Origin of the sequence: Flavobacterium sp. 102 (assembly GCF_003634615.1) — a bacterium.
GTDB lineage: Bacteria > Bacteroidota > Bacteroidia > Flavobacteriales > Flavobacteriaceae > Flavobacterium.
Genome location: NZ_RBKX01000001.1, coordinates 372,394 through 398,703 on the forward strand (window position 1 = coordinate 372,394; position 26,310 = coordinate 398,703).

At 36.6% G+C, this 26,310-nt stretch carries 19 protein-coding genes; 10 read left to right on the forward strand and 9 right to left on the reverse strand.

Annotated elements, in window-relative coordinates; translation table 11 throughout:
* The first annotated feature begins 220 nt into the window (after positions 1 to 220).
* Complete coding sequence (locus C8C84_RS01730; protein WP_147406800.1) at positions 221 to 2,416, forward strand: TonB-dependent receptor domain-containing protein; 2,196 nt, start codon at positions 221 to 223, stop codon at positions 2,414 to 2,416.
* 242 nt (positions 2,417 to 2,658) lie between these two features.
* Here C8C84_RS01730 and clpX read toward each other — a convergent pair whose 3' ends face one another.
* From clpX to C8C84_RS01750, 4 genes are all read right to left on the reverse strand, one after another.
* Complete coding sequence (gene clpX / locus C8C84_RS01735) at positions 2,659 to 3,891, reverse strand: ATP-dependent Clp protease ATP-binding subunit ClpX (RefSeq protein WP_121311885.1); 1,233 nt, start codon at positions 3,889 to 3,891, stop codon at positions 2,659 to 2,661.
* Positions 3,892 to 3,962: 71 nt separating this feature from the next.
* Positions 3,963 to 4,619 (reverse strand): ATP-dependent Clp endopeptidase proteolytic subunit ClpP, encoded by a 657-nt coding sequence (gene clpP / locus C8C84_RS01740; protein WP_121311886.1) that lies wholly within the window; start codon positions 4,617 to 4,619, stop codon positions 3,963 to 3,965.
* A gap of 213 nt (positions 4,620 to 4,832) precedes the next feature.
* Entirely contained in the window at positions 4,833 to 6,167 is a 1,335-nt protein-coding gene (gene tig, locus C8C84_RS01745) for a trigger factor (RefSeq protein WP_121311887.1), read from the reverse strand.
* Positions 6,168 to 6,258: 91 nt separating this feature from the next.
* The gene (locus tag C8C84_RS01750; RefSeq protein ID WP_121311888.1) at positions 6,259 to 6,603 is read right to left on the reverse strand and encodes a phage holin family protein; all 345 of its coding nucleotides are present in this window, start codon (positions 6,601 to 6,603) and stop codon (positions 6,259 to 6,261) included.
* 216 nt (positions 6,604 to 6,819) lie between these two features.
* Here C8C84_RS01750 and C8C84_RS01755 point away from each other — a divergent pair, with 216 nt between their 5' ends.
* A complete protein-coding gene (locus C8C84_RS01755) occupies positions 6,820 to 7,632 on the forward strand; it encodes a T9SS-dependent choice-of-anchor J family protein (RefSeq protein ID WP_121311889.1) in 813 nt (270 codons plus the stop codon).
* Between the two features lie 48 nt (positions 7,633 to 7,680).
* Here the strand turns inward: C8C84_RS01755 and C8C84_RS01760 are convergent, their stop codons facing one another.
* On the reverse strand, positions 7,681 to 8,442 hold the full coding sequence (locus C8C84_RS01760; RefSeq protein WP_121311890.1) for an alpha/beta fold hydrolase: 762 nt from the start codon (positions 8,440 to 8,442) through the stop codon (positions 7,681 to 7,683).
* On the reverse strand, positions 8,443 to 9,156 hold the full coding sequence (locus tag C8C84_RS01765) for a pyridoxine 5'-phosphate synthase (RefSeq protein ID WP_121311891.1): 714 nt from the start codon (positions 9,154 to 9,156) through the stop codon (positions 8,443 to 8,445).
* A 156-nt stretch (positions 9,157 to 9,312) separates the two neighbouring features.
* On the opposite strand from C8C84_RS01765, the gene C8C84_RS01770 reads away from it, so the two are divergent.
* From C8C84_RS01770 to murI, 8 genes are all read left to right on the forward strand, one after another.
* Positions 9,313 to 9,972 carry a CBS domain-containing protein gene (locus C8C84_RS01770; protein WP_121311892.1) on the forward strand — a complete coding sequence of 220 codons (660 nt, stop codon included), beginning with the start codon at positions 9,313 to 9,315 and terminating at the stop codon, positions 9,970 to 9,972.
* Positions 9,973 to 10,032: 60 nt separating this feature from the next.
* On the forward strand, positions 10,033 to 10,914 hold the full coding sequence (locus C8C84_RS01775; protein WP_121311893.1) for an NAD kinase: 882 nt from the start codon (positions 10,033 to 10,035) through the stop codon (positions 10,912 to 10,914).
* A gap of 164 nt (positions 10,915 to 11,078) precedes the next feature.
* The gene (locus C8C84_RS01780) at positions 11,079 to 11,765 is read left to right on the forward strand and encodes a DUF6089 family protein (protein ID WP_121311894.1); all 687 of its coding nucleotides are present in this window, start codon (positions 11,079 to 11,081) and stop codon (positions 11,763 to 11,765) included.
* A gap of 3 nt (positions 11,766 to 11,768) precedes the next feature.
* Entirely contained in the window at positions 11,769 to 12,509 is a 741-nt protein-coding gene (locus tag C8C84_RS01785) for an isoprenyl transferase (RefSeq protein WP_121311895.1), read from the forward strand.
* Positions 12,442 to 15,162 carry an outer membrane protein assembly factor gene (locus tag C8C84_RS01790; protein WP_121311896.1) on the forward strand — a complete coding sequence of 907 codons (2,721 nt, stop codon included), beginning with the start codon at positions 12,442 to 12,444 and terminating at the stop codon, positions 15,160 to 15,162. Before C8C84_RS01785 ends, C8C84_RS01790 begins: the two co-directional genes overlap by 68 nt.
* 35 nt (positions 15,163 to 15,197) lie before the next feature.
* On the forward strand, positions 15,198 to 16,196 hold the full coding sequence (locus tag C8C84_RS01795; RefSeq protein WP_121311897.1) for an OmpH family outer membrane protein: 999 nt from the start codon (positions 15,198 to 15,200) through the stop codon (positions 16,194 to 16,196).
* A 29-nt stretch (positions 16,197 to 16,225) separates the two neighbouring features.
* The gene (locus C8C84_RS01800; protein ID WP_121311898.1) at positions 16,226 to 16,726 is read left to right on the forward strand and encodes an OmpH family outer membrane protein; all 501 of its coding nucleotides are present in this window, start codon (positions 16,226 to 16,228) and stop codon (positions 16,724 to 16,726) included.
* Between the two features lie 75 nt (positions 16,727 to 16,801).
* Positions 16,802 to 17,581, forward strand: coding sequence for a glutamate racemase (gene murI, locus C8C84_RS01805; protein ID WP_121311899.1), 780 nt, complete (start codon positions 16,802 to 16,804; stop codon positions 17,579 to 17,581).
* A 209-nt stretch (positions 17,582 to 17,790) separates the two neighbouring features.
* On the opposite strand, the gene C8C84_RS01810 is transcribed toward murI, so the two are convergent.
* Genes C8C84_RS01810 through C8C84_RS01820 form a run of 3 tightly spaced genes read right to left on the reverse strand, consistent with a single transcriptional unit; the run spans position 17,791 to position 26,203 of the window.
* Positions 17,791 to 18,306 (reverse strand): gamma carbonic anhydrase family protein, encoded by a 516-nt coding sequence (locus C8C84_RS01810; RefSeq protein ID WP_121311900.1) that lies wholly within the window; start codon positions 18,304 to 18,306, stop codon positions 17,791 to 17,793.
* A gap of 40 nt (positions 18,307 to 18,346) precedes the next feature.
* Positions 18,347 to 19,345 (reverse strand): type IX secretion system membrane protein PorP/SprF, encoded by a 999-nt coding sequence (locus C8C84_RS01815; RefSeq protein ID WP_121311901.1) that lies wholly within the window; start codon positions 19,343 to 19,345, stop codon positions 18,347 to 18,349.
* A gap of 6 nt (positions 19,346 to 19,351) precedes the next feature.
* Positions 19,352 to 26,203, reverse strand: a complete 6,852-nt coding sequence (locus tag C8C84_RS01820) for a choice-of-anchor L domain-containing protein (protein ID WP_121311902.1) — start codon at positions 26,201 to 26,203, stop codon at positions 19,352 to 19,354.
* Positions 26,204 to 26,310 lie beyond the last annotated feature (107 nt).

A 26,310-nucleotide genomic window follows, 5' to 3' on the forward strand; every position in this document is an offset into this window, starting at 1 on the left:
AATAATCAAATGAAAAAAATCCTCGCAATATTTGTATTAGTTAGCTTTATAACTTCTTGTGGTCCAAAAAGATTGGGTTGCGGTCCGGGACGTTGTGATATTGAAACGCCTAAAACAACTACTTTGTTAAAAAATATTTGCTGAAAATTCATTTTGTGATTGTAACATTTTTTTTGATTTGAAGTCTTACAGACAATCATCAATCAAAAATCAATCAAAAATGAAATCTCTAAGCATTGCCTTGTGCTTACTTGTCACGGGCTCAATTTTCGCGCAAGAAACGCCGAAAACAGAAGAAAACAAATCTTCAGAAAAAACCAACGAGCTGAAAGAAGTTACCATTTACGGCAACAAAAAACAGCATCTCAAAGTCGAATCAGACAAAACTACCATCAACGTCAGAGATAATGCGATGTTGAACAGCGGCAGCAGTTTGGAAGCTGTTAAAAAAATTCCCGGTGTAATTACTTCGCCTACCGGAACCATTACATTAAACAGCAAAGGTGTCACCATTTATATTGATGGCGCACCAAGTTCTTTAAGCGGAACCGATTTGCAAAACTATTTGTCAACTTTACCAGCCAATGCTATCGAAAAAGTAGAATTAATCTACAATCCCGGCGCTTCTTTTGATGCGGATGCCAGTGGCTCGATCATCAATATTGTAACGAGTACCAAACGGAAAAAAGGGTTGAATGCGAGTTTCAACATCAATTACAACTTCAACAAATACCAAAAACCAAGTCCGCAGATTTTATTGAACGGAAAAGTAAAAGATTTGAGTTGGCAAACCATGTTAGGTTACAATTATATTGACAGTGAAAGCAACAACAGAAACGATCAAACTTTCACTTCTTTTTCTCCTGAGGAAAATTTATACCAAAAGAATTTGGCGAAATTCACCAATCGTAATTTATATTTCAGAACCGGAACCAATTACAAGTTGAATGAAAAATCGAATTTATTATTCAACTACAATTTGAATTTAGGAAACGATAGAATTGTCAATGAATCATCAACAACCGGAACCGGAATTGATTTCTCTAACAATGGCCATTCGAAAATGAAAAATAGTGTAAACGAGTTGAGTTTGCAATACAGAACTAAATTAGACACTTTAGGCAGAACATTTGACATCACGGCTTACAGCAACTTTTTCAATCGCAATCCAAACACAATCTCAACCGGTCAAAACAATGGAGAATCGACTTTCTTCAATGGAAAAATCGACTTTAATTTGGCCAATTATTATTTGAAATACGACTTTAGCATTCCGTTTAATAAATTCAATTTCTCTATCAATACCGGTGGAAAATTCAATTACATCAAAGTAGAGGACAAAGGAATTTACAATTTGAATACGGCTTCCAATTCGGTAGTAGATTTTGATTATGACGAAACAAATTTGGCTTTTTATGTCGAAGCCAGAAAGAAAATCAAGAAGTTCAATTTTACTGCCGGTCTTCGTTTTGAAGACTACAAAGTTGACAGAATAGCGATCCAAGAAGGCGATGAAACCAAGGTGAATTTCAAAAACACCAACTTTTTCCCGAATGTCAGCGCGATGTATGAAATCAATGAAAACATGAATTTGTCGGCTTCTTATTCAAAGAAAATCCAACAAGCGGATTACAATGTTTTGGATCCGAATAACTTTGCCAACTTTGACCAATACAACACTTCGCAAGGAAATCCTTTTTTGGATCCAACGTTTTTTGACAACTTTGAGTTGAAACTTAATGCGTTTCAGTTTGTGAGTTTAGGCGGAAACTACACTATTGCCAAAGACATCAACCGTTTTATTATTAATGCCGAACCCGGAGAATTGGTCAGCAATCAAACCTTTCAACAATTTGACAAGACCAAAACCTTGAGTTTCTTTGCTTCATTCCCGGTTCCGTTGGATTATTTCTTTAAAAGCAAAGAAGAGTTCAAAAAACGCATGAACAATATGGACAATATGAATTATATTTTCTTTAATGTCAATTACATCAAAGCCACTACCGAAGGTTATGACTTTTCGTTTAAAAACAAACCTATTTGGAACTATTCGGCGCAAGCACAATTTATTTTACCTTGGGGAATCAAAAATTCGATGTCGTATTTTATTTTGCCAAAAGGCACCTGGGAAATCTATCAAATTACCAAACCGATTCAGCAGTTTGACATTTCATTCAATAAAGAATTCATGAACAAAAACTTAAAAATCGGATTGCATTGTTTTGATGTTTTCAATACTAATGAAATTAATGCTTTGGTTTCTTCGACCAATTTGGAAACTAAGTTTTACCAAAAACCGGATACAAGAACATTCAGAATTTCGTTAACCTATAACTTTGGCGACTTGAGTCTGAAAAAAGAAAATACTGAAATCAACATCGAGAAAAACCAATCCGGTGGCGGATTCATGAAATAAGAAAAGTATAAACAAAAAATCCCTCTGTTGAGGGATTTTTTTTGAGTTGGTAAAGCCCCATTTTTCAACTGATACCGATGCAATTTTTAATTTCCGTACAGGAATCATGTAAAAGATGTACGGGAATTGTACAAAAGATGTACAGGAATTAAACAAAATCTGTACGGAAATGAAAAAAGTCAACGGTAAGAAATAAAAAAAGGGAACTAATGAGTTCCCTTTTGCACTTGTAGCATCCTGATTTAAGACGCTATTTCTAAACGTTTTAATAAGTTTTTAGTCAACGCATCGTGTGTATAATCTAAGTCGATGTGAAGTTCTTTTTCATCAGAACTTGGCAAATCATACATCGCATCAGTAAGTATCGCTTCGCATAACGAACGCAATCCACGAGCGCCGAGTTTGTATTCTAACGCTTTTTCTACAATATAATCTAAAGCTTCATTGGAAATGGTAAATTTCACATCGTCCATTGCGAATAACTTTTCGTATTGCTTAATCAAGGCATTTTTAGGTTCGGTTAGAATCGCTCTCAAAGTGGCCTTGTCTAAAGGATCCATATGGGTTAGCACCGGCAAACGACCAATGATTTCAGGAATCAAACCAAAATCTTTGATGTCTTTAGGAATGATATATTGCAACAAATTGTCTTTGTCAATGCCGTCTGCATTTTTTGATGTATTGTAACCTACGGCTTGGCGATTCAATCGTTTAGAAATGATTCTTTCGATGCCGTCAAAAGCACCACCGGCGATAAATAAAATATCTTTGGTATTGACTTCAACGAATTTTTGGTCGGGATGTTTTCTACCACCTTTTGGCGGAACATTCACCATAGTTCCTTCTAACAATTTCAGTAAAGCTTGTTGCACACCTTCACCTGAAACATCACGCGTAATTGATGGATTGTCACTTTTACGGGCAATCTTATCAATTTCGTCAATGAAGACGATGCCTCTTTCGGCTTTGGGTACATCGTAATCTGCAGCTTGTAACAGACGTGTCAAAATACTTTCCACATCTTCACCTACATAACCGGCTTCTGTCAATACTGTTGCATCAACAATGGCCAAAGGAACGTCCAACATTCTGGCGATGGTTTTTGCCACCAATGTTTTTCCGGTTCCGGTTTGGCCCACCATAATGATATTGGACTTTTCTATCTCAACATCTTCTTCGTGTTGGAGCTGCATCAATCTTTTGTAGTGATTGTATACGGCTACCGACATTACTTTTTTGGTTTGGTCTTGCCCGATTACATATTGGTCAAGGAATGCGCGAATTTCTTTCGGCTTTTTCAAAACCAAATCGACTGAGGGTTTTATACCGCCGGAGCCTTTTAATTCTTCTAAAACTATTCCGTGTGCCTGCTCAATACATCGATCACAAACATGCGCATTTATTCCGGCTATCAATAAATTGGTTTCCGGTTTTTTTCGTCCACAAAAGGAACATTCTAAAACTTGTTTTGCCATTCTTTTAGTCTAAAGTCTAATGCCATAAAGTCTAAAGTCGTTTGACCTTGGACTTTTGACTTTCGACACATTTATCTTCTTAACACTTCATCAATCATTCCGTATTCTTTCGCTTCATCGGCAATCATCCAGTAATCGCGTTCAGAATCTTTGTGTACTTTTTCGAAAGTTTGCCCTGAATGCTGTGAGATGATTTGGTACAATTCGTCTTTCAGTTTCAACATTTCTTTTAAGTTAATTTCCATATCGGTTGCCACACCTTGTGCGCCACCTGATGGTTGGTGAATCATTACTCTTGAGTGTGGTAATGCCGAACGTTTTCCTGCTGCTCCGGCACACAATAAAACCGCACCCATAGACGCTGCCATTCCGGTACAGATGGTGGCTACATCTGGTCTGATGTATTGCATCGTATCGTAAATTCCTAAACCGGCATAAACGCTTCCGCCTGGTGAGTTGATATAAATTTGGATGTCTTTTGAAGCGTCAACACTTTCTAAGAACAACAATTGTGCTTGGATTATATTGGCCATATAATCGTCAACTCCGGTGCCCATGAAAATGATTCTGTCCATCATCAAACGCGAGAATACGTCGAGTTGTGAAATATTTAATTGACGTTCTTCAATAATATAAGGCGTCATGCTACTCACGATTTTATCGTAATACATACTGTTTACGCCGTGTTTTTTGGTAGCAAATTTTTTGAATTCCTTTCCGTAGTCCATATTAAATGAAATTATAAATTTTAAATTATGAATTATAAATTACTCTTAAACTTAGTCAAAGTTCGTGCCTTGTTTTTAAGGTGACAATGTGTCGCTAAATCAGAATCCTAGCCCCGATTGCAGCAAGCTACCATGTAGCGCGGAAAGCGGGAAAAAGCTTCAAATAAAAAAGCGCCAAATTACTTTGACGCTCAAATATAGTAAAATATCTTATTAGTGTTTTAATTCACCATACATTGCTTTGATGAACTCATCGTAGCTTACTTCTTTTGACTTTGCTTTTACTTTGTCTTTGAATAAGTTCAGCATTTTTTCGTTCATTACTTGCTCTGACAAACGACGTACTTCGTCTTGATTTGACATAACACGCGCTACGATACCTTGCACATCTTCATCACTTGGATCCATTTGACCGAATTGTGCCATTTGTTTTTTGATGATTTCGGTCGTGTACGATTTCAAGTCTTCAAAAGTGATTTGCAAACCATTTTCGTTGATGATTTTGCCTTCAATTAATTGGTAACGCAAACCGTTTTCTGATTTGGCGTATTCTGCTTCTGCTTCTTCAGCGCTTAGCGGATTTTCGCCTGCTGATTGGATCCATTTTTTTAGGAAACCGGCCGGTAAATCAAATTTAGTGTTGGCGATTAATGACTCGGTCACATCGTTTAAGAATTTTTGATCCGCTTGTTGTGTGAATTGCTTTTCGGCGTCTTCTTTGATTTTGGCTTTCAATTCGGCTACAGAAGTGACCACTTTTGGCCCAAATAATTTATCAAATAATTCTTGATCTAAAACAGCCGGTTCGTGCGTGGTTACTTCGTCGATGGTGAAAGTCACTTCGATATCTAAACCGTGAACGTCATCGTGTCCAACGGCTAAGAAATCCATTAATTTGTGATCATCATCAAATAATCCTTTGGTTTTTAAAGTCACTACATCGCCTACTTTTTTACCGATGAAAGCCTTTGCGGTTTTCTTATCCGCAAAAACGTCTAAAGACAAAGTCGTTCTGTTGTTGATGTCTTTGTCGGAGTTGGCAAAAATACCGGAAACATCGTTTCCTTCTTCAACGGTATCTTTGGCGATTAGTTTTCCGTATTGTTTTTGGATACGCGCTACTTGGTCGTTTAACATTTTATCGTCGGCAATGATTTTGTATTGAACCACATCGTTTTTGGCACTTAAATCAACTGTGAATTCCGGCGCTAAACCTAATTCGAATTCGAATTTATAATCTTCCACATCCCAATTGAAATCTTCGGTTACTTTTGGTAACGGATTGCCAAGGATGTCTAATTTTTCTTCTACTAAATATTTGTTGAGATTGTCTTGCAACAATTTGTTTACTTCTTCTAACAAAATAGCTTTACCGTATTGTTTTTGGATTAAACTCATCGGTACTGCTCCTTTTCTGAATCCAGGAATAGCAGCATTCTTTCTGTAATCTGCTAAAACTTTCTCTACTTTTTCTGCATAATCCGATTTTGATACTTCAACAGTAACTACAGCATTTAATGCGTCTACATTATTTCTTGTGATGTTCATTTCTTGTGTTTTTTACATACTAAAATTGGGTTGCAAAATTATAACATTTCTACAACCCTACCAAGTTTTTATTTTATTGATTTTTACCCGGTTATTTTGCCTCACCAGTGATTTGGTAAACCAACGATTGGGAAAGCGATAAGATGATACTGAAGAGCATCGCAGTCCAAAAAGAACTGACCTCAAATCCGTCGACAAAATGGTCGCAAAGCAAGATTATAATGGCATTGATGACCAATAAAAACAATCCAAGCGTAAAAAAAGTGACCGGTAAAGTCAAAAGCACCAATATAGGTTTTACAAAAAAGTTGAGTAAGGCTAAAACAATAGCCACGGTTAGCGCTGTGGTAAATTGGTCAACGATTACACCTTTCATCAGATAAGCGATAGCCATTACTAAAAGCGCAGAGATTAATATTCTAAGGAGTAGTTTCATGGGTTTTCTATTTTATTTCATCAAATATGCAAATAAATTTCAATTTACAATGAACAATAATGCCCTTTTTTGTCCTCTAAATTTTAATCACTTTATCACAATATTCATTTTTATTCCTTGAAAAAAAACAATTTTGTGATGCAAAAGTTAAATTTTTGTAAATAAAAAAAATATATTCCTATATTTGTTCAAATTAACTTTTTAATAAAATCAAATATGAAAAAAATTTTACTCTCTTTTGCTTTATTAACGTCACTTTACGGCAGTTCTCAAATATTATCTGAGGGCTTTGAAGGTGAAACTTTTCCTCCAACAGGATGGACAACTGAGACACAAGTAGCAACAAGAATTTGGAGACCAACCACGGACTACAGTGCTACAACTCAGGCAACTTTCAATATCACTGGCGCAAAATCTGCCATTATTGCTTGGATTGTTGATCCAAATGAGGCTAATTTAATCAGTCCTACTTTTAGTTTGGATGGTTATGCAGATGCTACCTTTAGTTTCAATGCTAAAATTGGATATGAATACATGGTTGCACCTAATGCTAATGGAGATTTAAATGTTCAAATTAGTGACAATGGACTAGACTGGACTACTTTATGGGTTGAAGAAGATCAAGGTCCTTATGAAGACTATGAAACTTTGGCTATTTCTTTAGATTTAGCTGATTATGTAGGACAATCTGGCCTTCAAATTAGATTCCAATATTTAGCTACTGATGCTGACACTTTATCAATTGATGACATTCTTATTACAGGAACTTTGGGTGTTAACGAATCATTCGCTAATAAATTCAGTACTTATCCAAACCCTGTTGACAATTCAGTTAGCATTTCAAACAACTACAATATTCTTTTAACTGATGTAAGTATTACTGATGTTAACGGAAGAACTGTTAAATCACTTAAAGTAAACAATCTTTCTCAAGTTGAAATGAATGTTTCTGATTTAAATTCAGGAGTTTATTTCATGAACATCAATACCGATTCAGGTAAAGCTGTTAAGAAATTTATCAAAAACTAATTATCAAAAATAGTTTTACAAAAGCCCTTTCAATTGAAAGGGCTTTTTTTATTTTAAAAACCTTGAGGTTTCCTCAAAAAACAACTTTGGATTCTCGGCATGAAGCCAATGTCCAACATTGGGAATCGTTACTAACTTAAAATTAGGGAAGTGTTGTTTAATGTTGACTACATCGCTGTCTAAAATGTATTTGGAATTTCCTCCGCGAATAAACATCGTTGGTTTGTCAAAATGATTTTCACTAGACAAAGCCTCGCCTATCGTTTCTATTTTGGTATTAAAAACAGGTAAATTGAATCGGAATGCCAATTGTCCCGGTTCTATCCAATAAAGGTTTTTCATTAAAAATTGGCGGGTGCCAAAATCGGGAATAAACGGATATAAGGTTTCTTCAACCATTGTTCTATCAGGTTTGGAAGTAAAATCAACCGCGTTTAATCCGGCTAAAATATCTTGATGATGTGGCGGGTAATATTTAGGACCTATATCCGCAACGATTAATTTTTCAACCATTTCCGGATAGGTAGTGGCAAAGAGCATCGCTACTTTTCCACCCATAGAATGACCAATAATAGAGACGTTGGATAAATTATAATGTTGGCAATAGCGCAAAATATCATTTGCCATAATCGTATAATTGAACTCATCGGAATGAAAACTTTTACCGTGATTGCGCAAATCGAGCAGGTGAACCTGAAACCCTTCAGCAGCATACAGCGAACCAAATGATTTCCAGTTGTCACTCATTCCTAAAAAACCATGAATTATCAGAAGTGGTTTTCCTTCGCCTTCAATTCTTGAATGTAACATCTATTTTAACTTTTGTAAATACATATTCACCACATTATCCAACCCAAGATATAAGGCTTCTGAAATTAGAGCGTGACCAATAGAAACCTCTAATAATCCCGGGATGTTATCTTTGAAAAACTTGATGTTATCCAAACTTAAATCATGACCGGCATTGATGCCTAAGCCTAATTCATTGGCTAAAACGGCTGCATTTACATACGGTTCAATTCCGGCTTTGTTGCCCAAACCATATTGGTGCGCAAATTCCTCAGTGTATAATTCGATTCGGTCGGTTCCGGTTTTTTTGGCACCTTCAATCATACTCAAAATCGGGTCTACAAAAATGGAAGTTCGAATACCATTGCGTTTAAATTCCGCAATGACTTCGGTCAAATAATCTTGAAATTTAACCGTATCCCAACCGGCAGAAGAGGTAATCGCTCCAATCGCGTCGGGAACCAATGTTACTTGTTCGGGTTTGCATTCTAAAACCAAATCGATAAAATTGTGTTGCGGATTGCCTTCAATATTGAATTCAGTATAGACAATTGGTTTTAAATCGCGTGCGTCTTGGTATCGAATGTGCCTTTCGTCCGGTCTGGGATGAATGGTAATTCCTTGCGCTCCGAATCGCTGTATGTCTTTAGCTACTTGCAATAAATCGGGTACGTTTCCACCGCGAGCATTTCGCAAAGTGGCTATTTTATTGATGTTGACGCTTAATTTTGTCATGCTTTATTTTTTATTCACGAATTCAAAAACTATTTTTCTTTAAACCTAAACATTTTCAAATTCGCGGTAAATTAATTTTTAGACAAAAATACAAAGTTAACCAAGTCGGCATGTCCCAAAATTTGATTATTTTGCAGTCGCTAAAGAAAAGAATACATGAGAGAACTTTCAGAATACATCAATAACGATTTTAAACCTTTTTCGAGCCAAGAAACGGTTGCTGATCTTCAGGATTTTTTTGCCGATAGTACCTTTTCTCATTTTCCGGTTTTAGACAATGGAATTTACTTAGGTTGTATTTCTTCTGTTGATGCTGAAACTTTTGAAACACAAAAAAGCTTAGCCGATTACCGCTATGCTTTAGAAGGTTTTTTTGTTAGAAACGCTATGATTTGGTTAGACGTTTTAGAAGTTTTTGCTCGAAACAATGCTAATTTGGTTCCGATTTTAGATGAAACCAATAAATATGTTGGCTATTACGAAATCACAGATGTCATCAAATTTTTAAATGAAACCCCTTTCTTAAAAGAATCCGGCGGTATTATTGTGGTTGAAAAAACAACTAATGATTATTCGATGAGTCAGATTGCCCAAATTGTAGAAAGCAATAATGGGAAGCTTTTAGGTCTTTTTGTTTCGGAAGCCAATGCGGAAAAAGTGCAAGTGACGATTAAAATTACTTTGGGAGGAATGAATGAAATCATCCAAACGTTTCGTCGTTACAATTACGAAATCATTTCGGAACACCAAGAAGACAACTATTTGAATAATTTGAAAGAGCGTTCGGAATACTTGGATAAATATTTAAATATGTAAAATCAATGTGACAATCTGAAAATTGTTACATTACTACATTAACCAATTGATACATTAAAAATGAAAGTTGCCATCTTCGGACAATATTATCAAAACGACACGCGACCGATTATCAAGGATATTTTTGTTTTTTTCAACAGAAACAATGTTGAATTGGTCATTGAAGAAAAGTTTTTGAAAATACTTTATGAAGAAAAGATAGTCGAAAGACCATACAAGACTTTCTCCAGTCATTCCGATTTAGACAATAGTTTTGATATTCTAATCAGTATTGGTGGCGACGGAACCATTTTGAGAGCGGCTACTTTTGTTCGTGATTCCGGCATTCCTATTTTGGGCGTCAATGCCGGAAGATTAGGGTTTTTAGCCAAAGTGCAGAAAGAAAATATTGGTGCATTTCTGCAAATCGTATTAGAAAAAAAATACACCATATCCGAAAGATCATTACTTACGATTGAATGCTCTCCGAACAATTCGGAAATCGATATTAATTTTGCCATGAACGAAGTCGCTGTAAGTCGAAAAGACACCACTTCGATGATTACAATTGAAACTTTCTTGAATGGCGAACACTTGAATTCTTATTGGGCTGATGGTTTAATTATTGCGACACCAACAGGATCAACAGGTTACTCTTTGAGTTGCGGCGGACCGATTTTGACTCCAGAAGTAAAAGGATTGGTAATTACTCCTATTGCACCACACAATCTCAATGCCCGACCATTAGTGATTCCAGACAACACCGAAATCACCCTGAAAGTTTCGGGTCGAGAAGAACAATATCTTGTCTCTTTGGATTCGAGAATCACTTCGGTGGATAACCATTCGATTATTAAAATTAAGAAAACACCATTTAATATTAATATGGTGGAAATTCCGGAAGAAACGTTTTTCAAGACACTTCGCACCAAATTACTTTGGGGTGAAGACAAGAGAAATTAGAAAAAATTTACCTCATTGTATACTACAATTCTAAAAAAAACGTTTTAGAATAGAACCTTGCTAACATTAGTAATTATCAGCACTTTATTTTATTTGGCAGAAATCCGAAATTCATGCTATATAAGTACTGAGAATTATTATATTTGCACGCTATTTTCAATTTGATGAAAAAGATTTTAGTATTATTTTTTTGTTTGGTTTTCCAAAATATTTTGACGGCACAAATCAATGAGATTGGTGTTTTCTTAGGCGGAAGTAACTTTATTGGAGATGTGGGTAAAACCAATTACATCGCTCCAAATAAATTGGCTATCGGAATTTTATATAAATGGAATAAAAGTCCAAGGCATTCGTATAGGTTTTCCTATACACAGTCAACTATTTCAGGAAATGATTTAGACTCGGAAGTTCCCGGAAGGAATTTAAGAGGCTACAAATTTAAAAATAATATCAAAGAGCTTTCTGCCGGTATGGAATTCAATTTTTTTGATTTCAATTTGCACGAAACTTTGAAAAAGAAAATAACGCCTTATGTCTACACCGGTCTTACTTATTTCGCATATGATGAATTGTATGTGATTAATGGGCAAACCAAAAAAGACTATACTGAAAGCACTTTTGCTATTCCAATGATTGTTGGCGTCAAAAGCAATATTTTTGACCATATAGTTTTAGGCTTTGAAGTTGGCGCGAGGTATACTTTTACCGATAATTTGGACGGAAGTTTACCTAAGAATGAGAATTTAGCGCCATTGAAATTTGGCAATATAAACAGCAAAGACTGGTATGTATTCACCGGGTTTACATTAACGTATACCTTTACAGAAAAACCATGTTATTGCGCAGAATAAAGAATGGATTTACTAGATAAAATAAACAAAGACAATTTACCCAAGCACCTTGCCATCATTATGGACGGGAATGGTCGTTGGGCGAAACAAAAAGGTTTATTAAGAGCATTTGGCCATGAAAACGGAACCAAATCTGTTCGAGTTACCGTAGAAACTTGCGCCAAACTAGGCATTGACAATCTAACACTTTACGCATTTTCTACAGAAAATTGGAACCGCCCAAAACTGGAAGTAGATACCTTAATGAAATTGCTGATTTCTTCCCTTAAGAAAGAGTTTGAAACCCTTCAAAAAAACAACATTAAATTAAACTGTATCGGGAACATAGATTTGCTTCCTGCCTCAGCCAAGAAAGAACTTTTAGCTGTCATTGAAAAGACGAAAAACAATACCCGAATGACCTTAACATTAGCCTTAAGCTATGGTTCTAGAGAGGAATTGTTAAATGCTGTTAAAATAATCAGTGATAAAGTTAAAAATAATATAATTTCGATAGACACTATTGATGAATCAATTATTAATCAGCATCTTTACACGCACAATCTGCCTGACGTAGATTTGGTAATTAGAACTAGTGGTGAACACAGGATCAGTAATTTTCTGCTTTGGCAAATCGCTTATGCAGAATTTTATTTTACAGACGTACTGTGGCCCGATTTTAAAGAAAACGATTTATATGAAGCGATCATTAGCTATCAAAAAAGAGAACGAAGATTTGGAAAAACAAGTGAACAAATTAAATAAAATTTCAGTGCAGATTACACCCTCAAGAATATTTCTAATTATCTTATTTTTTGGAAGTATTTTTCAATTACAAGCCCAAGATAGACTCCCTTTTGAACAAGGAAAAAAATATTTTTTAGCAAACGTTAAGGTAAATGGCAAGATTAGTTACAATGAGCAAACAGTAGTTACTTTTTCCGGCTTGGAAAAAGGACAACAACTGACGGTTCCCGGAGAAGAAATTAGTAATGCTATTAAGAAATTAGGGAAGCTTGGACTATTCAGCGACATTGATTTTTTTGTAAATAAAACCGAAGGCGACAGTATTTGGCTTGACCTTGATATTGCGGAGTTACCAAAACTAAGTGATGTAAAAATTCAAGGGATAAAAAAATCAAAAACGGAAGTTTTAATCAAAGAAAACAGTTTAACAAAAGGTAAAATTGTTAATGAAAACTTGATTACCACAACCAAAAATTACATCGAAAACAAATACAAGAAAGACGGTTACTATAAAACCAAAGTCTTTATAACCACTACACCTGATACTACTGAAGGCAATCAGGTGAAGATGTTGGTAAATATTGACAAAGGAGACAAATTGAAAATCTCCAAAATTAGTTTTGATGGCAACGAAAAATTCTCAGACAAGAAACTGAGAAAAGCCATGAAAAACACCAAACAAATCAATCCAATCCGAATTTTCAAATCTTCAAAGTTTATCAAGGAGAAATACCAAGAAGATTTAACTTCCATCGTTGAAAAATACAAAGAAAAAGGATATAGAGATGCAAGAGTAATCAAAGATTCGGTGTTTTTGAATGCCAAAAAATCTAAATTAGCCATCAATATAAAAGTAGAAGAAGGAAGAAAATACTACTTCGGTAATATTAAATTCCTAGGAAACTCGGTTTATTCAGACCAATTATTAGAAAGAGTAGTAGGCATCAAAAAAGGAGAAACTTATAACGGCGTTTTATTAGAAAAACGAATCGCTGACAAAACAAAACCAGATGGAGATGACATTACCAATTTGTATCAAAACAATGGTTACTTGTTCTCAAACATCAACGCTGTTGAAGTAAAAACGGCCAATGACACTATCGATTTTGAAATAAGAATAATGGAAGGTCCAATTGCTTATTTCAACAATATTACGGTAGTTGGAAATGACAAAACCAATGACAGAGTAGTTTACAGAGAGCTTAAAACCCGACCTGGAGAAAAATACAGTAAAGAAGATTTGGTTAGAACCATTCGTGAGATTGGTCAATTAGGTTTCTTTGATCCTGAAGCCATTGACCCAAAATTCAAAAACGTAGATCCGGCTGCAGGAACTGTAGACATTGAATATAACGTAGTTGAAAAAGGCTCAAGTCAAATTGAACTACAAGGTGGTTATGGCGGTGGTGGATTTATTGGAACTTTAGGTTTGTCTTTCAATAATTTCTCGGCCAGAAATATGTTTAAAAAAGAAGCATACAAACCTTTGCCAATGGGTGACGGTCAAAAAGTAGCTTTGCGTTTACAAGCCAGTTCATTCTTCCAAACGTATAGTTTGTCGTTCTCTGAACCTTGGTTAGGCGGAAAAAAACCAATTCAGTTTTCTACCTCATTGTCACATAGTAAACAATTCTTATACTCTGGACGTTCTACGAATGTTGACCGAACTAAGAGTTTTAACATTACCTCCTTATCGGTTGGTTATGCCAAAAGATTAACCGTGCCGGATGATTATTTTGTATTCTCCAACTCGGTGAGTTTCCAATATTATGATTTGAATAACTACAACACCGGCTTATTTACTTTTGGTGATGGTGCCTCTCGTAACTTAGCCTTCACGCTTGGATTAAGCAGAAATAACAAAGGAGTAAATCCGATTTATCCAACTTCAGGTTCTGAATTTAGCTTCTCAGCCAAGTTCACTTTACCATACTCGTTGCTAAACGGAATAGATTATGCTGATCTTGAAAATCAAGAAGCTTATAAACTCAAAAATAAAGGAGAAGGTTATTTCGATGCTAATGACAATTGGGTTGCTCCGGGTGCGCTTGTTGATGGTGTAAACGGAAATGTAGTAACAAACCTTGAAGATGCAGCAGTTGACCAAGGTAAAGTAGACCAAGAAAAATTCAAATGGTTAGAATACTATAAATTAAAATTCAAAGCCGACTGGTACACCAGATTAGCCGGTTCTCAATCAAAAGCTTTAGTATTAAGAGCTTTAGGTGAGTTTGGTTATTTAGGTGCTTACAATAGCGGACGTGGACTAGTTCCGTTTGAAAGATTCTTCCTTGGTGGAGACGGTTTGGCTAACTTTTCTTTAGATGGTCGTGAAGTGATTCAGTTAAGAGGTTACCCTAACCAATCATTGTCCGATCAAGATGGTGCAACGGTTTACAACAAATTCTCATTAGAATTAAGATATCCGTTAACATTAAAAGCCGCTGCATCGATTTATGCATTAACATTCTTAGAAGCAGGTTCATCTTATAACACATTCAAAGAGTACAACCCATTCGTATTGCAACGTTCTGCCGGATTCGGCATTAGAATTTTTATGCCGGCGTTTGGTTTATTAGGAATAGATTTTGCTCACGGTTTTGATGCTGTTCCTGGTTTTGCTCAAAAGAATGGTTGGGAAACACATTTTATAATTGGTCAACAATTTTAATTATATTTGATATATTATTTCTAAATCATAATCGTATGAAAAAATATTTTGCAATATCAATATTACTTTTGTCTTTTGTTTTTGAAGCCAGTGCTCAGACAAGAGGCGTGAAAATTGGCTACATAGACATGGAATATATTCTGCAAAATGTTCCCGATTATGCGGAAGCCAATAACCAATTAGAGCAAAAAGCTCAAAAATGGAAGCAGGATATTGAAGCCAAAAAAGTAGAAATTGCAAAGTTAAAAGATGCACTAAAAACCGAAAAAGCACTATTGACTAAAGAGCTAATCGACGAGCGTGAAGAAGAAATCAAATTTCAGGAAGATGAACTTTTAGATTTCCAACAAAAGAGATTTGGACCTAATGGCGACTTGATGACTCAAAAAGCCGTTTTGGTTAAACCAATACAAGATCAAGTATTCAATGCGGTACAAGACATCGCAGAACTTAAAAAATATGACTTTATCTTTGACAAATCTTCTGATTTAACCATGTTATTTTCTGCCAAAAGACATGACATTAGCGACCAAGTTGTTAGGGCGATTACTCGTGCCGAAAGAAGAGAACAATTGTCTAATAAAGAACTCAAAGAACAAGAGAAAAAAGAATACCAAGAAGATGTAGAAGATGAAAATCCAGCCTTAGCAGCCAGAAAAAAAGCTTTGGAAGACAAGAAAGCGGCCAGAGATAAAATAATGGAAGACAGAAAACTAGCTGCCGAAGCCAAGAAAAAAGAGCAAGACGATAAAAGAAAAGCAGCCCTTGAAGCCAGAGAAGCCAAAAAAAATGGCACGGTTCCTGCTAACGATAAAACAACAGATGACAAAACAGCACCTGAAACCAATAAAACAACCTCAGACTCAACAACCGTTGACCCAAATTCAAAAGAAGCGAAAGCGGCAGCAAGAGCAAAAATAATTGAGGACAGGAAAAAAGCTCTAGAAGACAAAAAGAAAAAAGCATTAGCCGACAGAGAAGCAGCTAAAAAAGCTAAAGAAGAAAAAACCGGGGAACCGAAAAAAGAAGAATAAACAATAATAATTAATTAATACCTTTAAAAATGAAACGATTGAAATCATTACTAATAGCTACTGTATTGTTTTTAGGAACAAGTTATACCATCAATGCTCAAGCTAAAACTGCACACGTAGATGTAAATGAAATTATTTCTAAAATGCCGGCGATGTTAGATGCTCAAAAGCAATTGGAAAAATTGAGCGCCACTTATGATGCGGAATACAAAACAATGGCAGAAGAATATCAAAATAAGATAAAAAAATACGACCAAGAAGCTTCTACTGTTGGAGATGCTGTTAACGCAACTCGTCAAACTGAAGTACAAGACTTAGTAAAACGTATCACGGATTACAGAGATAACGCTCAAAAAGAATTACAAAAGAAAGAAGCGGATTTAGTTAAACCTTTAATGGATAAAATCAAAGCTTCTATCACTAAAATTGGTAAAGCTAAAGGATACCAATACGTTTTAAACGTAGCCGATTTACTTTTAGCTGACGGTCCGGATTTAACGGCTGATATCAAAAAAGATTTAGGTTTCTAAAATCAAAAATATATACTTAAAAAACTGCTCACCTGAAGCTTCAGGATTGAGCAGTTTTTTTTTACTTTTGTTACTATGACAAATAACAATCCCATAGGCCTTTTTGATTCCGGTGTAGGCGGCACTTCTATTTGGAGAGAAATTCATGATTTGCTCCCAAACGAAGACACTATTTATCTTGCCGATAGTAAAAATGCGCCTTACGGACAAAAGTCAAAAGAAGAGATTGTCGAATTAAGTATTAAAAATACCGACTATCTTCTTAACCAAAATGCCAAAATAATAGTAGTAGCTTGTAATACGGCAACGACCAATGCCATCAAAGAATTACGAGCCAAATACGATGTTCCATTTATCGGAATTGAACCGGCAATTAAACCGGCAGCACTAAATTCTGAAAAGCATGTCATTGGTATTTTGGCCACTAAAGGCACTTTAAACAGTGATCTTTTCCATCAAACGGTTGAAAAATATCAAGACACCAAAATCATTGAACAAATTGGTCTGGGTTTAGTAACATTAATCGAAAACGGAGAAATTAATTCACCAGAAATGAACCGTCTACTTCACGCCTATCTGGAACCCATGATTGAAGCCAATATCGATTATCTGGTGCTCGGTTGCAGTCATTATCCTTACTTGATTCCGCAAATCAAAAAAATACTCCCAAATCACATTAAAATCATCGACTCGGGTGAAGCTGTCGCACGTCAAACAAAGAAATTACTGGCTGAAAGTGTTGGCTTAAGTAATAACACCAAAAAAGGAAAAACGCTTTTTTACACCAACGCCAATCCAAAGGTCTTGAATGACATTCTCAATAATAAATACGAAGTAAAAAGTAAAGATTTTTAGGAGCACGACATTGGGTTTTCTTTGAACCGTTGTCCCGCTATGCGCTACAATCTTTTGTTTTGTCACGCATTTTGTCAGGCTGTGCCTACGCTTCGGGAGTCGAAGCCCTATTACAAAACAAAAGGATTTCCACTGCTATCGGGGCTAGCTAAACGTTTTGTTTTCTTAGAAAAAATACCTGACTGCCTCCGAAAGTCCACGTTTTAATTTCAACTTTCCTTAAACCAACTCGAATACATCACATAGTTATTCGAAATACGTTCAATTTCTCCGGCAAAATCCGATTGGTCAATGTCTTTTACTTTTTTCGCAGGAACACCGGCATATATTGTCCCCGATTCAACCACTGTGTTTTGAGTAACTACAGCACCGGCAGCAATAATCGAATTGCTTTCTACCACACAATTATCCATAATTATCGAACCCATTCCAATCAATACATTGTCGTGAATTTTACAACCGTGTACAATTGCATTATGACCGATAGAAACATTGTTTCCTATTTCGGTTGGATGTTTTTGATAAGTACAGTGGATAATCGCACCATCTTGGATATTGACCTTATTCCCTATTTTAATATAATGAACATCGCCTCTGATAACTGCATTAAACCATACGCTACAAGAACTGCCTAATACAACATCGCCTACGATAGTCGCATTTTCCGCTACATAACAATCGCTTGGAATTTGGGGATGTTTCCCATTTACTGACTTTATTACCATAAAAAAAATAGTCCCGAGAATCTCGGGACTTATATTTAAATTAGTTAATCGCTGGACAATTACAGTGGTATTTCTCCGGTGAACAGAATAAATTAATCCCTAAAGTAATTTGGTGAAAACCGCCGGTATCAAAATTTACGTTACCCAACAAGTGAGAATACGTATAAGAGAACACATAATTTTTAAAGTTCACCCCTAAAATAGGTGTTATGTATTGCATTTTTTGATCAGAAACGGCATTTCCTTCTACAAACTGTGCCCCATCAAGACTTCTTCTATAAGAGATTCCACCCCATAATCTTCCGAACTCTAATTCTTTATAGGCTTTAATATTCAAATCAACTGTTTTCTCTTGAGTTTGGGTAACCAATTGGAACATGAACGATGGTTCCCAAAGAATACCTTCTTCTTCTCCAAAAGTATAACCTGAGTTCAAAATAAATCTTCTCAAGTTAACCGGTTCTCTATCTGAATATAACTTTCTATCACTTGCCAAAGCATTTTTTACAGTAGCATGTACGTAAAAATCTAGGAAGTTATAAGAAGCTCCAATATCAACATTAAAGTAAGAGGCTCTTTGAATCGAATTAAAGATTATTGGATCATACGACGGATCATTAGTATAAAACGTACTTTGATCTAGACTACTTTGAACAAAGCCGGCACTCATACCAAATGAAAGTTGATTTAAGTCAACTTTATCTCTAGAAAATAATAAATGATGCGCATAGGTCAATTTCATTCCGGTTTGTGAGTGGTATCCATTCTTGTCATTAAAAACAATAATACCTCCGCCCGATCTTTCTCCCAGCGAACCGTTAAAACTTAACGTTTGTAAGGCCGGAGCATCTTCTTGTCCAAACCATTGCTGTCTTGCCGTTAGTCTAAGCTTAGCACAATTTGCCGCGCCTGCCATAGAAGGATGTAACAGATAATAATTGTCTGATAAATAATCAGAATAAACAGGTAATCCTTCTTGAGAATTTGAAAGCTGAGATACAAAAAGTATAGCTAGTAGACAAAGTTTTCTAAAATTCATTTTAATTTATCTTTTTAATGAGAAATGGGCTCTAAATTGTTTCGTTGTGTTTTGCTCCGGATAATCTACCGTAAACCAGTAATCTGTTGATGGTAACGGTTGTCCGTTGTAGGTTCCGTCCCATCCATCTCCTGCCGAACTGATTTGTTTCAATAATTTTCCGTAGCGGTCAAATATATAAATTTTTGTTTGATCTGCATAATTAAATAATCCTACTACATTCCAAGTATCATGAATACCATCTCCGTTTGGCGTAAAGTAATGTGGATAATCAATCACCTGAACATCATTGATGATTAATTCCTCACAACTAAAAGCGATTCCGCCTTCAGTATCCCAAACATGGATCACATGATTCCCTAACGACACACCTTCAAAGATATTACTCGTCTGTCTTGGTCCGTCATCCAAACTGTATTCATAAGTGCCCCAGCCTTCCACAGTCACGGTGATGATTTGACTATTGGTAAACGCATTGGTCACTGTATATCCTGCCGTACCTGTCGGAATACTAGCCGGTCCTGATTGTATCACATCAAAACCTAATGAAGTAGTCTCACACGCTAGCGGACTAATGCTAATCACTCTAACAGTATAACTTCTCGTGGCTCCTGTTGGTGAAGCCGTGTCAACGGTATAAGTTGAACCTGTTGCTCCCGGTATTAACGTCGTGCCCTCATACCACTCAAAGGTATAATCCGCCGGATTTGGAATATTGCTGTTTAGTGTCAGTGGTCTTACAACATTACCGCTCGCAAAGTCAACACAAATCGTCGTCACGCCATTTGGTGTAGTGATAATTGGATTCGGGTAACGCTCTATCTCAATATCGATTGTAGTAAGCGCATAACAGAATGGGGTAATGCTATTGCTACTGTTCTCAACCTTAACCCAAATTTGGTCAGTATCGGGTTGGGTAATGTAAGCTTGTGCTTCTGCTAATGTGATGGCATTGATGCCTTGTTCTGCATCGGCTTGGGTGTGATAGTAACTAATCAAGAACACCAATGGGTCTTGTCCGTTTAATATCGCAGTCTCGTATTGGGTTAAATCCAATTGGAACACTCCATCATAAGGATCGGTGTAAGTATCACAACTCGAGAAGCTCTGTGGTCCTGTAGCCTGAGCATATTCCTCTACTGCTAAAGTAAGTACTCCGGTGGCATTAACACAACCTGTAGCATTGTTCACTACTCTGATGTAGATGTTTTGGCTGTCCGGCGTCGTGTTGGTGTAATTGTTTGGTAGCGGAGTTTCTCCGGTATTAGTCAGCGGATTTGCCCCTGCTTGTGTTAAGTAATACGTAATGGTAAAATCAGCCGGGTTTTGAGTAGCTCCCAAAATAGCGGTTGCTAAGATTGGATTGGTCAAATCAAATGCTGCCAGTCCATCAGTATCATTATCACATACCCTGTAAGGTGCCAGTGGCTGCACTACTGTTGGTAAAGGATTAACCGTTAAAGGTTGCTCCACCAGTACAAAACAATGATTGCCAAAAGAATCTATTCTGTTGTTCTCTACTCTTATCCAAACACTTTGCTCATTTGGATCAACATCTCCTACTAAAGCTGCTGTTGGAGTTAAGATTTCGTTTTGTGGTACTAAAGCATCGGCTTGGCTGTGGTAATAATGTAGCGTTAAATTAGGGTCGCCATTTAAGATATAAGCCGCATTAACCGTTAAGTCAAATACCTCCATCATATCGCCGGGATTGTTGTCATCACACTTCGCTCCTAAGCTCGGTGGATTCGTGTTTGGCGTTGGGATAGGTAAGACTCTGATGTCTAAAGTCGTTACACTGGAACAACCCGCGGCACTAGTTACCACAACTCCTAATGTTTGAACTGCCGGTGAGGTATTGGTATAAGCCGTTGGTGTAGCAATAGCATTGGCTGGATTGCCTGCCTGCGCCAAAGCATAACTTGGATAATAGGTTACGGTATAACCTGATAAACTTTGGGTAATCATCACATCTCTTATCGTCAAGTCAAAGCTGTGGAATTGGTCATTCGGATTCGCATCATCATCACACAAACTCAGTGGTGTTGGGGTGATGAGTAATAATGGAATATTAACAATAATATCAAATTCGCCAATATTAAAACATCCTGTAGTGTTGTCCTCTACTCTCACCCAAATCGTTTGATTGGTCGTAGCCAAATAACTAGTCGCAGGGATGATTGGAATATCATTTTGTGCGCGTAGCAATGTGGTATGATAAGTGATTGTATAATTACTGGCTGCTAGTGGTTGTTGGGCTAAAACATCAGGGGTTCTTACCGTTAAATCAACTATTGTACTAGCACTTTGATTGTTGTTGTCTGTATCACAAACCACAATATCATCCAAATTAATTGGGGCTATAGGACTTGGGTTTACATTCAATACAATTGGGATAACACTCCAACAACCTGTAAGTGGATCCTCAGCTCTCACATACAAGATTTGGGTAAACGGATTGATATTATCATACAACTGAGTAATGTCAATTGCCGTCACAAGATTGCCTAGCTCAGCATCGCTTAGGGTTTCATAGAAAGTCAATATGTAATTGGCGCCTTGTAAAATATCTGCGGTCAAAGTCGCTAAATCAAAACTCGAAAAGCCATCCTGATTCTCATCACAAATCGTGTAAGGTGCTGTTGGTGGAATCGGTGTTGGTAATGGTACTACTCTAATATCTATCGTAGAGATACTATAACAACCGGTAAGAGTATTGGTAATCACCACGCCTAAAGTCTGAACATAGATAATTTGGTTAGGATACTGCAAATCAGGGTGTGTCTCATTAATCGAAGTACCCGGCACTTGCGCCTGAGCAGCAGCCAAACTTGGATAGAAAGTAACACTCATGCCTTGTTGTCCCAATAATATCGGATCAACTTGGGAAAGTAAATCAAAGGTCTCAAAACCTATCGCGCCGTTGTAATCACACAAAGTATACTGCGGATAATTCGGCTGGGTAGCATTGGGTAATGGATTTACAATCAAATCTAACTCAACAATATCATAACAACCTGTCGCTATAAACTCTACTCGTACAAATAAAGTTTGGCTCCATTGGGTTTGGTTGATGTAATTCGTCACACCAGTGATAGTAGCTGTCTCGTTCTGTGCATCTACAAAAGTTGGATGGAAAGTTACATTCACTAATGATGGGTCAATAGTCCCTAATATCTGCGGCTCAGTCGTTGTCAAGTCAAAAGCCTCATAACCTATTTGTCCCGTGTAATCACACAATTCATAATCATCAGGTTCTGTAGCCTCTGGCGTTGGATCAACAATTAACTGTAATTGTACATAATTAGCACAACCAGTTAGGGTATAAAATACACGCACATAAATAGTTTGCGTCCATGGATTGATATTCTCGTATGGGCTAGGTTTTGGATTAGCGCCAAGCAGCGCATCAGTCTCAGTTTCATGATAAGTAATAGAAACACCTAGTAGTGGCCATATGCCTCCGGCTATCTCTGTCGAGGCAGATTCTAAATCAAAGAATCCAAATCCATCGTTGTTAGGATCGCAATAGTGAAGTGCTTGTGGTGTGATGGCAATTGGTCCTTGAGTAACTCTAAGCAATTGCGTGGTCGTAGCATAACAACCTGTAACATTATCCTCTACTCTGATGTAAACAATTTCGTTATCCGTGCCAATGTAAGTATCCGGAGTAGTTATCGGGCTTGTCGCATTTTGAGCAGCAAGTAAAGTAGTGTAATAAGTCCCCGTAACTAGTGAAGTATTACCTGCTGTTACAACCCCTTCATTGATAGTTAAATCAAACTCCGCCTGAGTCGTCGCACCATTACTACATTGGAATATAGGTTCAGGTGTAGTAGCAATTGGCAATGGATTCACCACCAAATTAAAAGAACTCACCGCATCACAACCTGTAACATTATCACTAATATTAATCCAAATTTGTTGTGGATTGCTGATGTTAGGATAGGAATTCGGTAGTGGACCGGTTTGCGTTTGAGCATCACTTTGGGTCAAGTAATAACTGATTGTTACATTAGTTTGACCATTGGCAATCTCAGTATCCATACTATTTAAAGTAAATACCTCAATCTCATCACCCGTTGAATTGTAATCACACAATTCGTAATCTGAAATTATAGGATTGGGAGCCGGCAAGGGGTTGACGATTAAATCAAATGTAGTGGTAGAATAACAGTCAGGAGAACCAACATTGTAAGCTCGCACATAAATGGTTTGAATTCCTGGCGCAATACTACAATAATTCACATTCAAAGGAATCGGCGAACCACTGGTGTCGGTTTCGTAAAATTCTACAATAATATTGGGATTGCCTCCATTAACTTCGATGATTTTTGTCCCTAAATCAAACAAACAAGATATTCCATCATTATTGTCATCACAAACTACATAATCAGTAGGCTGACTAATAACCGGAGTAGTGTTAACCGTAATAACTGCAGAACCACTTTGAGTTTGCGAACAGGTAGTAGCTGTATTTTCGACACTAACTAAATTGTAAATAGTTGATGCTGTTAAAGGAGTTGTTACTATGGTTTCATTACCTAATCCATTTAAAACAATCGTTTGGTTCGGATTAGAATCTATATTATAAGTAACTTCAGCATTTGGAGTACCATTAAATGTAATTGTGGCAGTATCCCCAAAACAAATTGCTGTCGTTCCTGATATTGTAACGGTTGGTAATGGATTAACAGTTATAACAGCAGAACCTGACTGTAATTGAGAACAATTGGTAACTGGATTTTCAACACTGACTAAATTGTAAGTAGAAGAAATGTTTAAAACTGGTGTTGTAACTGACGCATTACCTGTAGCATCCAAAACAATTAATTGATTTGGATTTGAGTCAATATTATAAGTAATCTCAGCATTTGGAGTACCACTAAATAGCACAACTGCTGTATTGCCCGCACAAATTGACGTAGTACCGGAAATACCGGCCGTTGGCAATGGATTAACTGTCACTGAAGCCGAACCTGCAATTAACTGTGAACAAGTAGTCGTTGGATTAGCAATACTCACCAAATTGTAGGTTGATGGAACTGTTAATGATGTTAGTACTATTGTTGCATTGCCTGCAGCATTCAAAGTTATATTTTGATTTGGATTCCCATCAACATTATAAGTTACAACTGCATTTGGCGTTCCGTTAAAAGTTACTGTACTGTCTTCATTCGCACAAACAACTGACGGAGCAATAGAAATTGTTGCGATAGGTATCGGATTAACAATCAATTGAAAAGAGATTGTGCTAAAATGGGTTGGATCAGCATTTTCTTCCAATCTTACATATATTGTTTGACCATTAGTTCCAACAACATTTGTTGGTCCAATAGGACTTACATCATTATCCGCATTATTCTGTGTTAAATGATAAGTAACGGTATAATCTGCAGCCGAATATGTCCCCAAGACAATAGGTGTTTGAGGCACAAAATTAAAAGTGGCCGTACCACTTCCAAAACTACTTTCACACAACGCTAAATTAGGTGGTTGAGTCGGAATCGGGTTGGTTGTACATACAATAACATTCAGCTCAAATTGAGTAGTTGTTAAACAACCTACCGTATTATCTTCTATCGCAGCATAAATAATTTGCCCATCAAAACCTGTATAATTTGTTGGGTTTGGAATAGCGCCTATCAATTGTTCTGCGTTAGAAAGTGTGGTATGATAAGTAATTGTAACATCAAGATTATTGGCGATGATTGGTGTGTTTTGTGTCAAATTGAAAATCACATCGCATTCCGTTAAATCATTAGGATCACCTATCATTATTTCATCTAGAAACTCTACAATCAAACAATCTGTAACAGGACATGCCGGACCAAAAGGGAATGCAGTTGCGCAATATTCGCCGGGCTCAGTAACCGTCAAACAAGGACCTGTTTCACCCGGAATGACACCACCATCAAGAGTCCAAACATGAGGAACTGTAGTTGCCAAACCAGTACAAATAACTGTAGAACTCCCAAAACAAGGTGCAAAACCATTTGAAACTAAATAATCATTAGGAAAATCTATCGGCGCAGAAGCAAAACTATTAGCCTTTAGAAAAACCGCTGAATCCAATGAATTATCTCCGACATTGGCAATGGCTAATTTAATATGATACGTTTGTCCACACTGAACATTGGCTGTAGCCGGAATAACTAAAGTAAAACCATCATACTGTATGGTACTGTTAACTGCAGGAGTACTTCCAGTCCCATTATTAACGTAAAACGAACAGTATTCACAGGGTCCGTTATTTGTAGTTCCGTTATTTAAATTGTTAATTGTAATCGGAACTGTAGTCGAAGGAATCAAAGCAATATTAATGGCACCATTAGTATAAGGACCTGCGATACCGGGACCGCTCAAGAAAAAACCAAAAACATCATTAAAACTTGAATTGGCCCATTCAGGGTATTCTTCCGAAGCAAAAACAAAGTCAAAACTCAATGTTTGTCCATTCGGCACAAAATCAAATTCAAGAATTGCTATGTTCATAACCGTATTGGTAGTCAATTGGTCTAAATCAGCATCTCCTTCAGTAGGATTATCCGTAGCATTAGTTGTCCCTCCAGAATTATTCGGCCCAATCGCCACTATTCCTTTCCCTGTTGACAAAATAATCCCTTCTTCCAGACCAATATTGGTTGACGAACCATTTAAAAAATGACCAACCTGATCACTTATAACACTGGCATTAGCCGCAGTACCGTTAAAAGTAATATTGGTAGCCGCAACTCCTTGCCCTAAGAGCACGTTTTGCACTAATTGCGCAGGCGATTGAGTATTATTGACTATTAATTGGGAATATGACGAAAAGCTAATCGCCAAAAAGAGAATTATGAGTATTTTTTTCTGCATCAAATAAAAAATGTTTTAGTAGTCCTATTTTATTAAAACCACTTGATTGTGTTAATTATTGATTAATTGTTCAAATATAGTTAATCATCGAAAATAACTTTGTTAAA

Excerpts from the sequence above, each read along its gene's own strand:
- C8C84_RS01755 (WP_121311889.1), top strand. The coding sequence starts at position 6,820 with ATGAAAAAAATTTTACTCTCTTTTGCTTTATTAACGTCACTTTACGGC.
- C8C84_RS01820 (WP_121311902.1), bottom strand. The coding sequence starts at position 26,203 with ATGCAGAAAAAAATACTCATAATTCTCTTTTTGGCGATTAGCTTTTCG.
- C8C84_RS01750 (WP_121311888.1), bottom strand. The coding sequence starts at position 6,603 with ATGAAACTACTCCTTAGAATATTAATCTCTGCGCTTTTAGTAATGGCT.
- C8C84_RS01730 (WP_147406800.1), top strand. The coding sequence starts at position 221 with ATGAAATCTCTAAGCATTGCCTTGTGCTTACTTGTCACGGGCTCAATT.
- C8C84_RS01785 (WP_121311895.1), top strand. The coding sequence starts at position 11,769 with ATGGATTTACTAGATAAAATAAACAAAGACAATTTACCCAAGCACCTT.
- C8C84_RS01765 (WP_121311891.1), bottom strand. The coding sequence starts at position 9,156 with ATGACAAAATTAAGCGTCAACATCAATAAAATAGCCACTTTGCGAAAT.
- C8C84_RS01800 (WP_121311898.1), top strand. The coding sequence starts at position 16,226 with ATGAAACGATTGAAATCATTACTAATAGCTACTGTATTGTTTTTAGGA.
- tig (WP_121311887.1), bottom strand. The coding sequence starts at position 6,167 with ATGAACATCACAAGAAATAATGTAGACGCATTAAATGCTGTAGTTACT.
- C8C84_RS01760 (WP_121311890.1), bottom strand. The coding sequence starts at position 8,442 with ATGTTACATTCAAGAATTGAAGGCGAAGGAAAACCACTTCTGATAATT.
- murI (WP_121311899.1), top strand. The coding sequence starts at position 16,802 with ATGACAAATAACAATCCCATAGGCCTTTTTGATTCCGGTGTAGGCGGC.
- clpP (WP_121311886.1), bottom strand. The coding sequence starts at position 4,619 with ATGGACTACGGAAAGGAATTCAAAAAATTTGCTACCAAAAAACACGGC.
- C8C84_RS01815 (WP_121311901.1), bottom strand. The coding sequence starts at position 19,345 with ATGAATTTTAGAAAACTTTGTCTACTAGCTATACTTTTTGTATCTCAG.
- C8C84_RS01775 (WP_121311893.1), top strand. The coding sequence starts at position 10,033 with ATGAAAGTTGCCATCTTCGGACAATATTATCAAAACGACACGCGACCG.
- clpX (WP_121311885.1), bottom strand. The coding sequence starts at position 3,891 with ATGGCAAAACAAGTTTTAGAATGTTCCTTTTGTGGACGAAAAAAACCG.
- C8C84_RS01790 (WP_121311896.1), top strand. The coding sequence starts at position 12,442 with ATGAAGCGATCATTAGCTATCAAAAAAGAGAACGAAGATTTGGAAAAA.
- C8C84_RS01780 (WP_121311894.1), top strand. The coding sequence starts at position 11,079 with ATGAAAAAGATTTTAGTATTATTTTTTTGTTTGGTTTTCCAAAATATT.
- C8C84_RS01810 (WP_121311900.1), bottom strand. The coding sequence starts at position 18,306 with ATGGTAATAAAGTCAGTAAATGGGAAACATCCCCAAATTCCAAGCGAT.
- C8C84_RS01795 (WP_121311897.1), top strand. The coding sequence starts at position 15,198 with ATGAAAAAATATTTTGCAATATCAATATTACTTTTGTCTTTTGTTTTT.
- C8C84_RS01770 (WP_121311892.1), top strand. The coding sequence starts at position 9,313 with ATGAGAGAACTTTCAGAATACATCAATAACGATTTTAAACCTTTTTCG.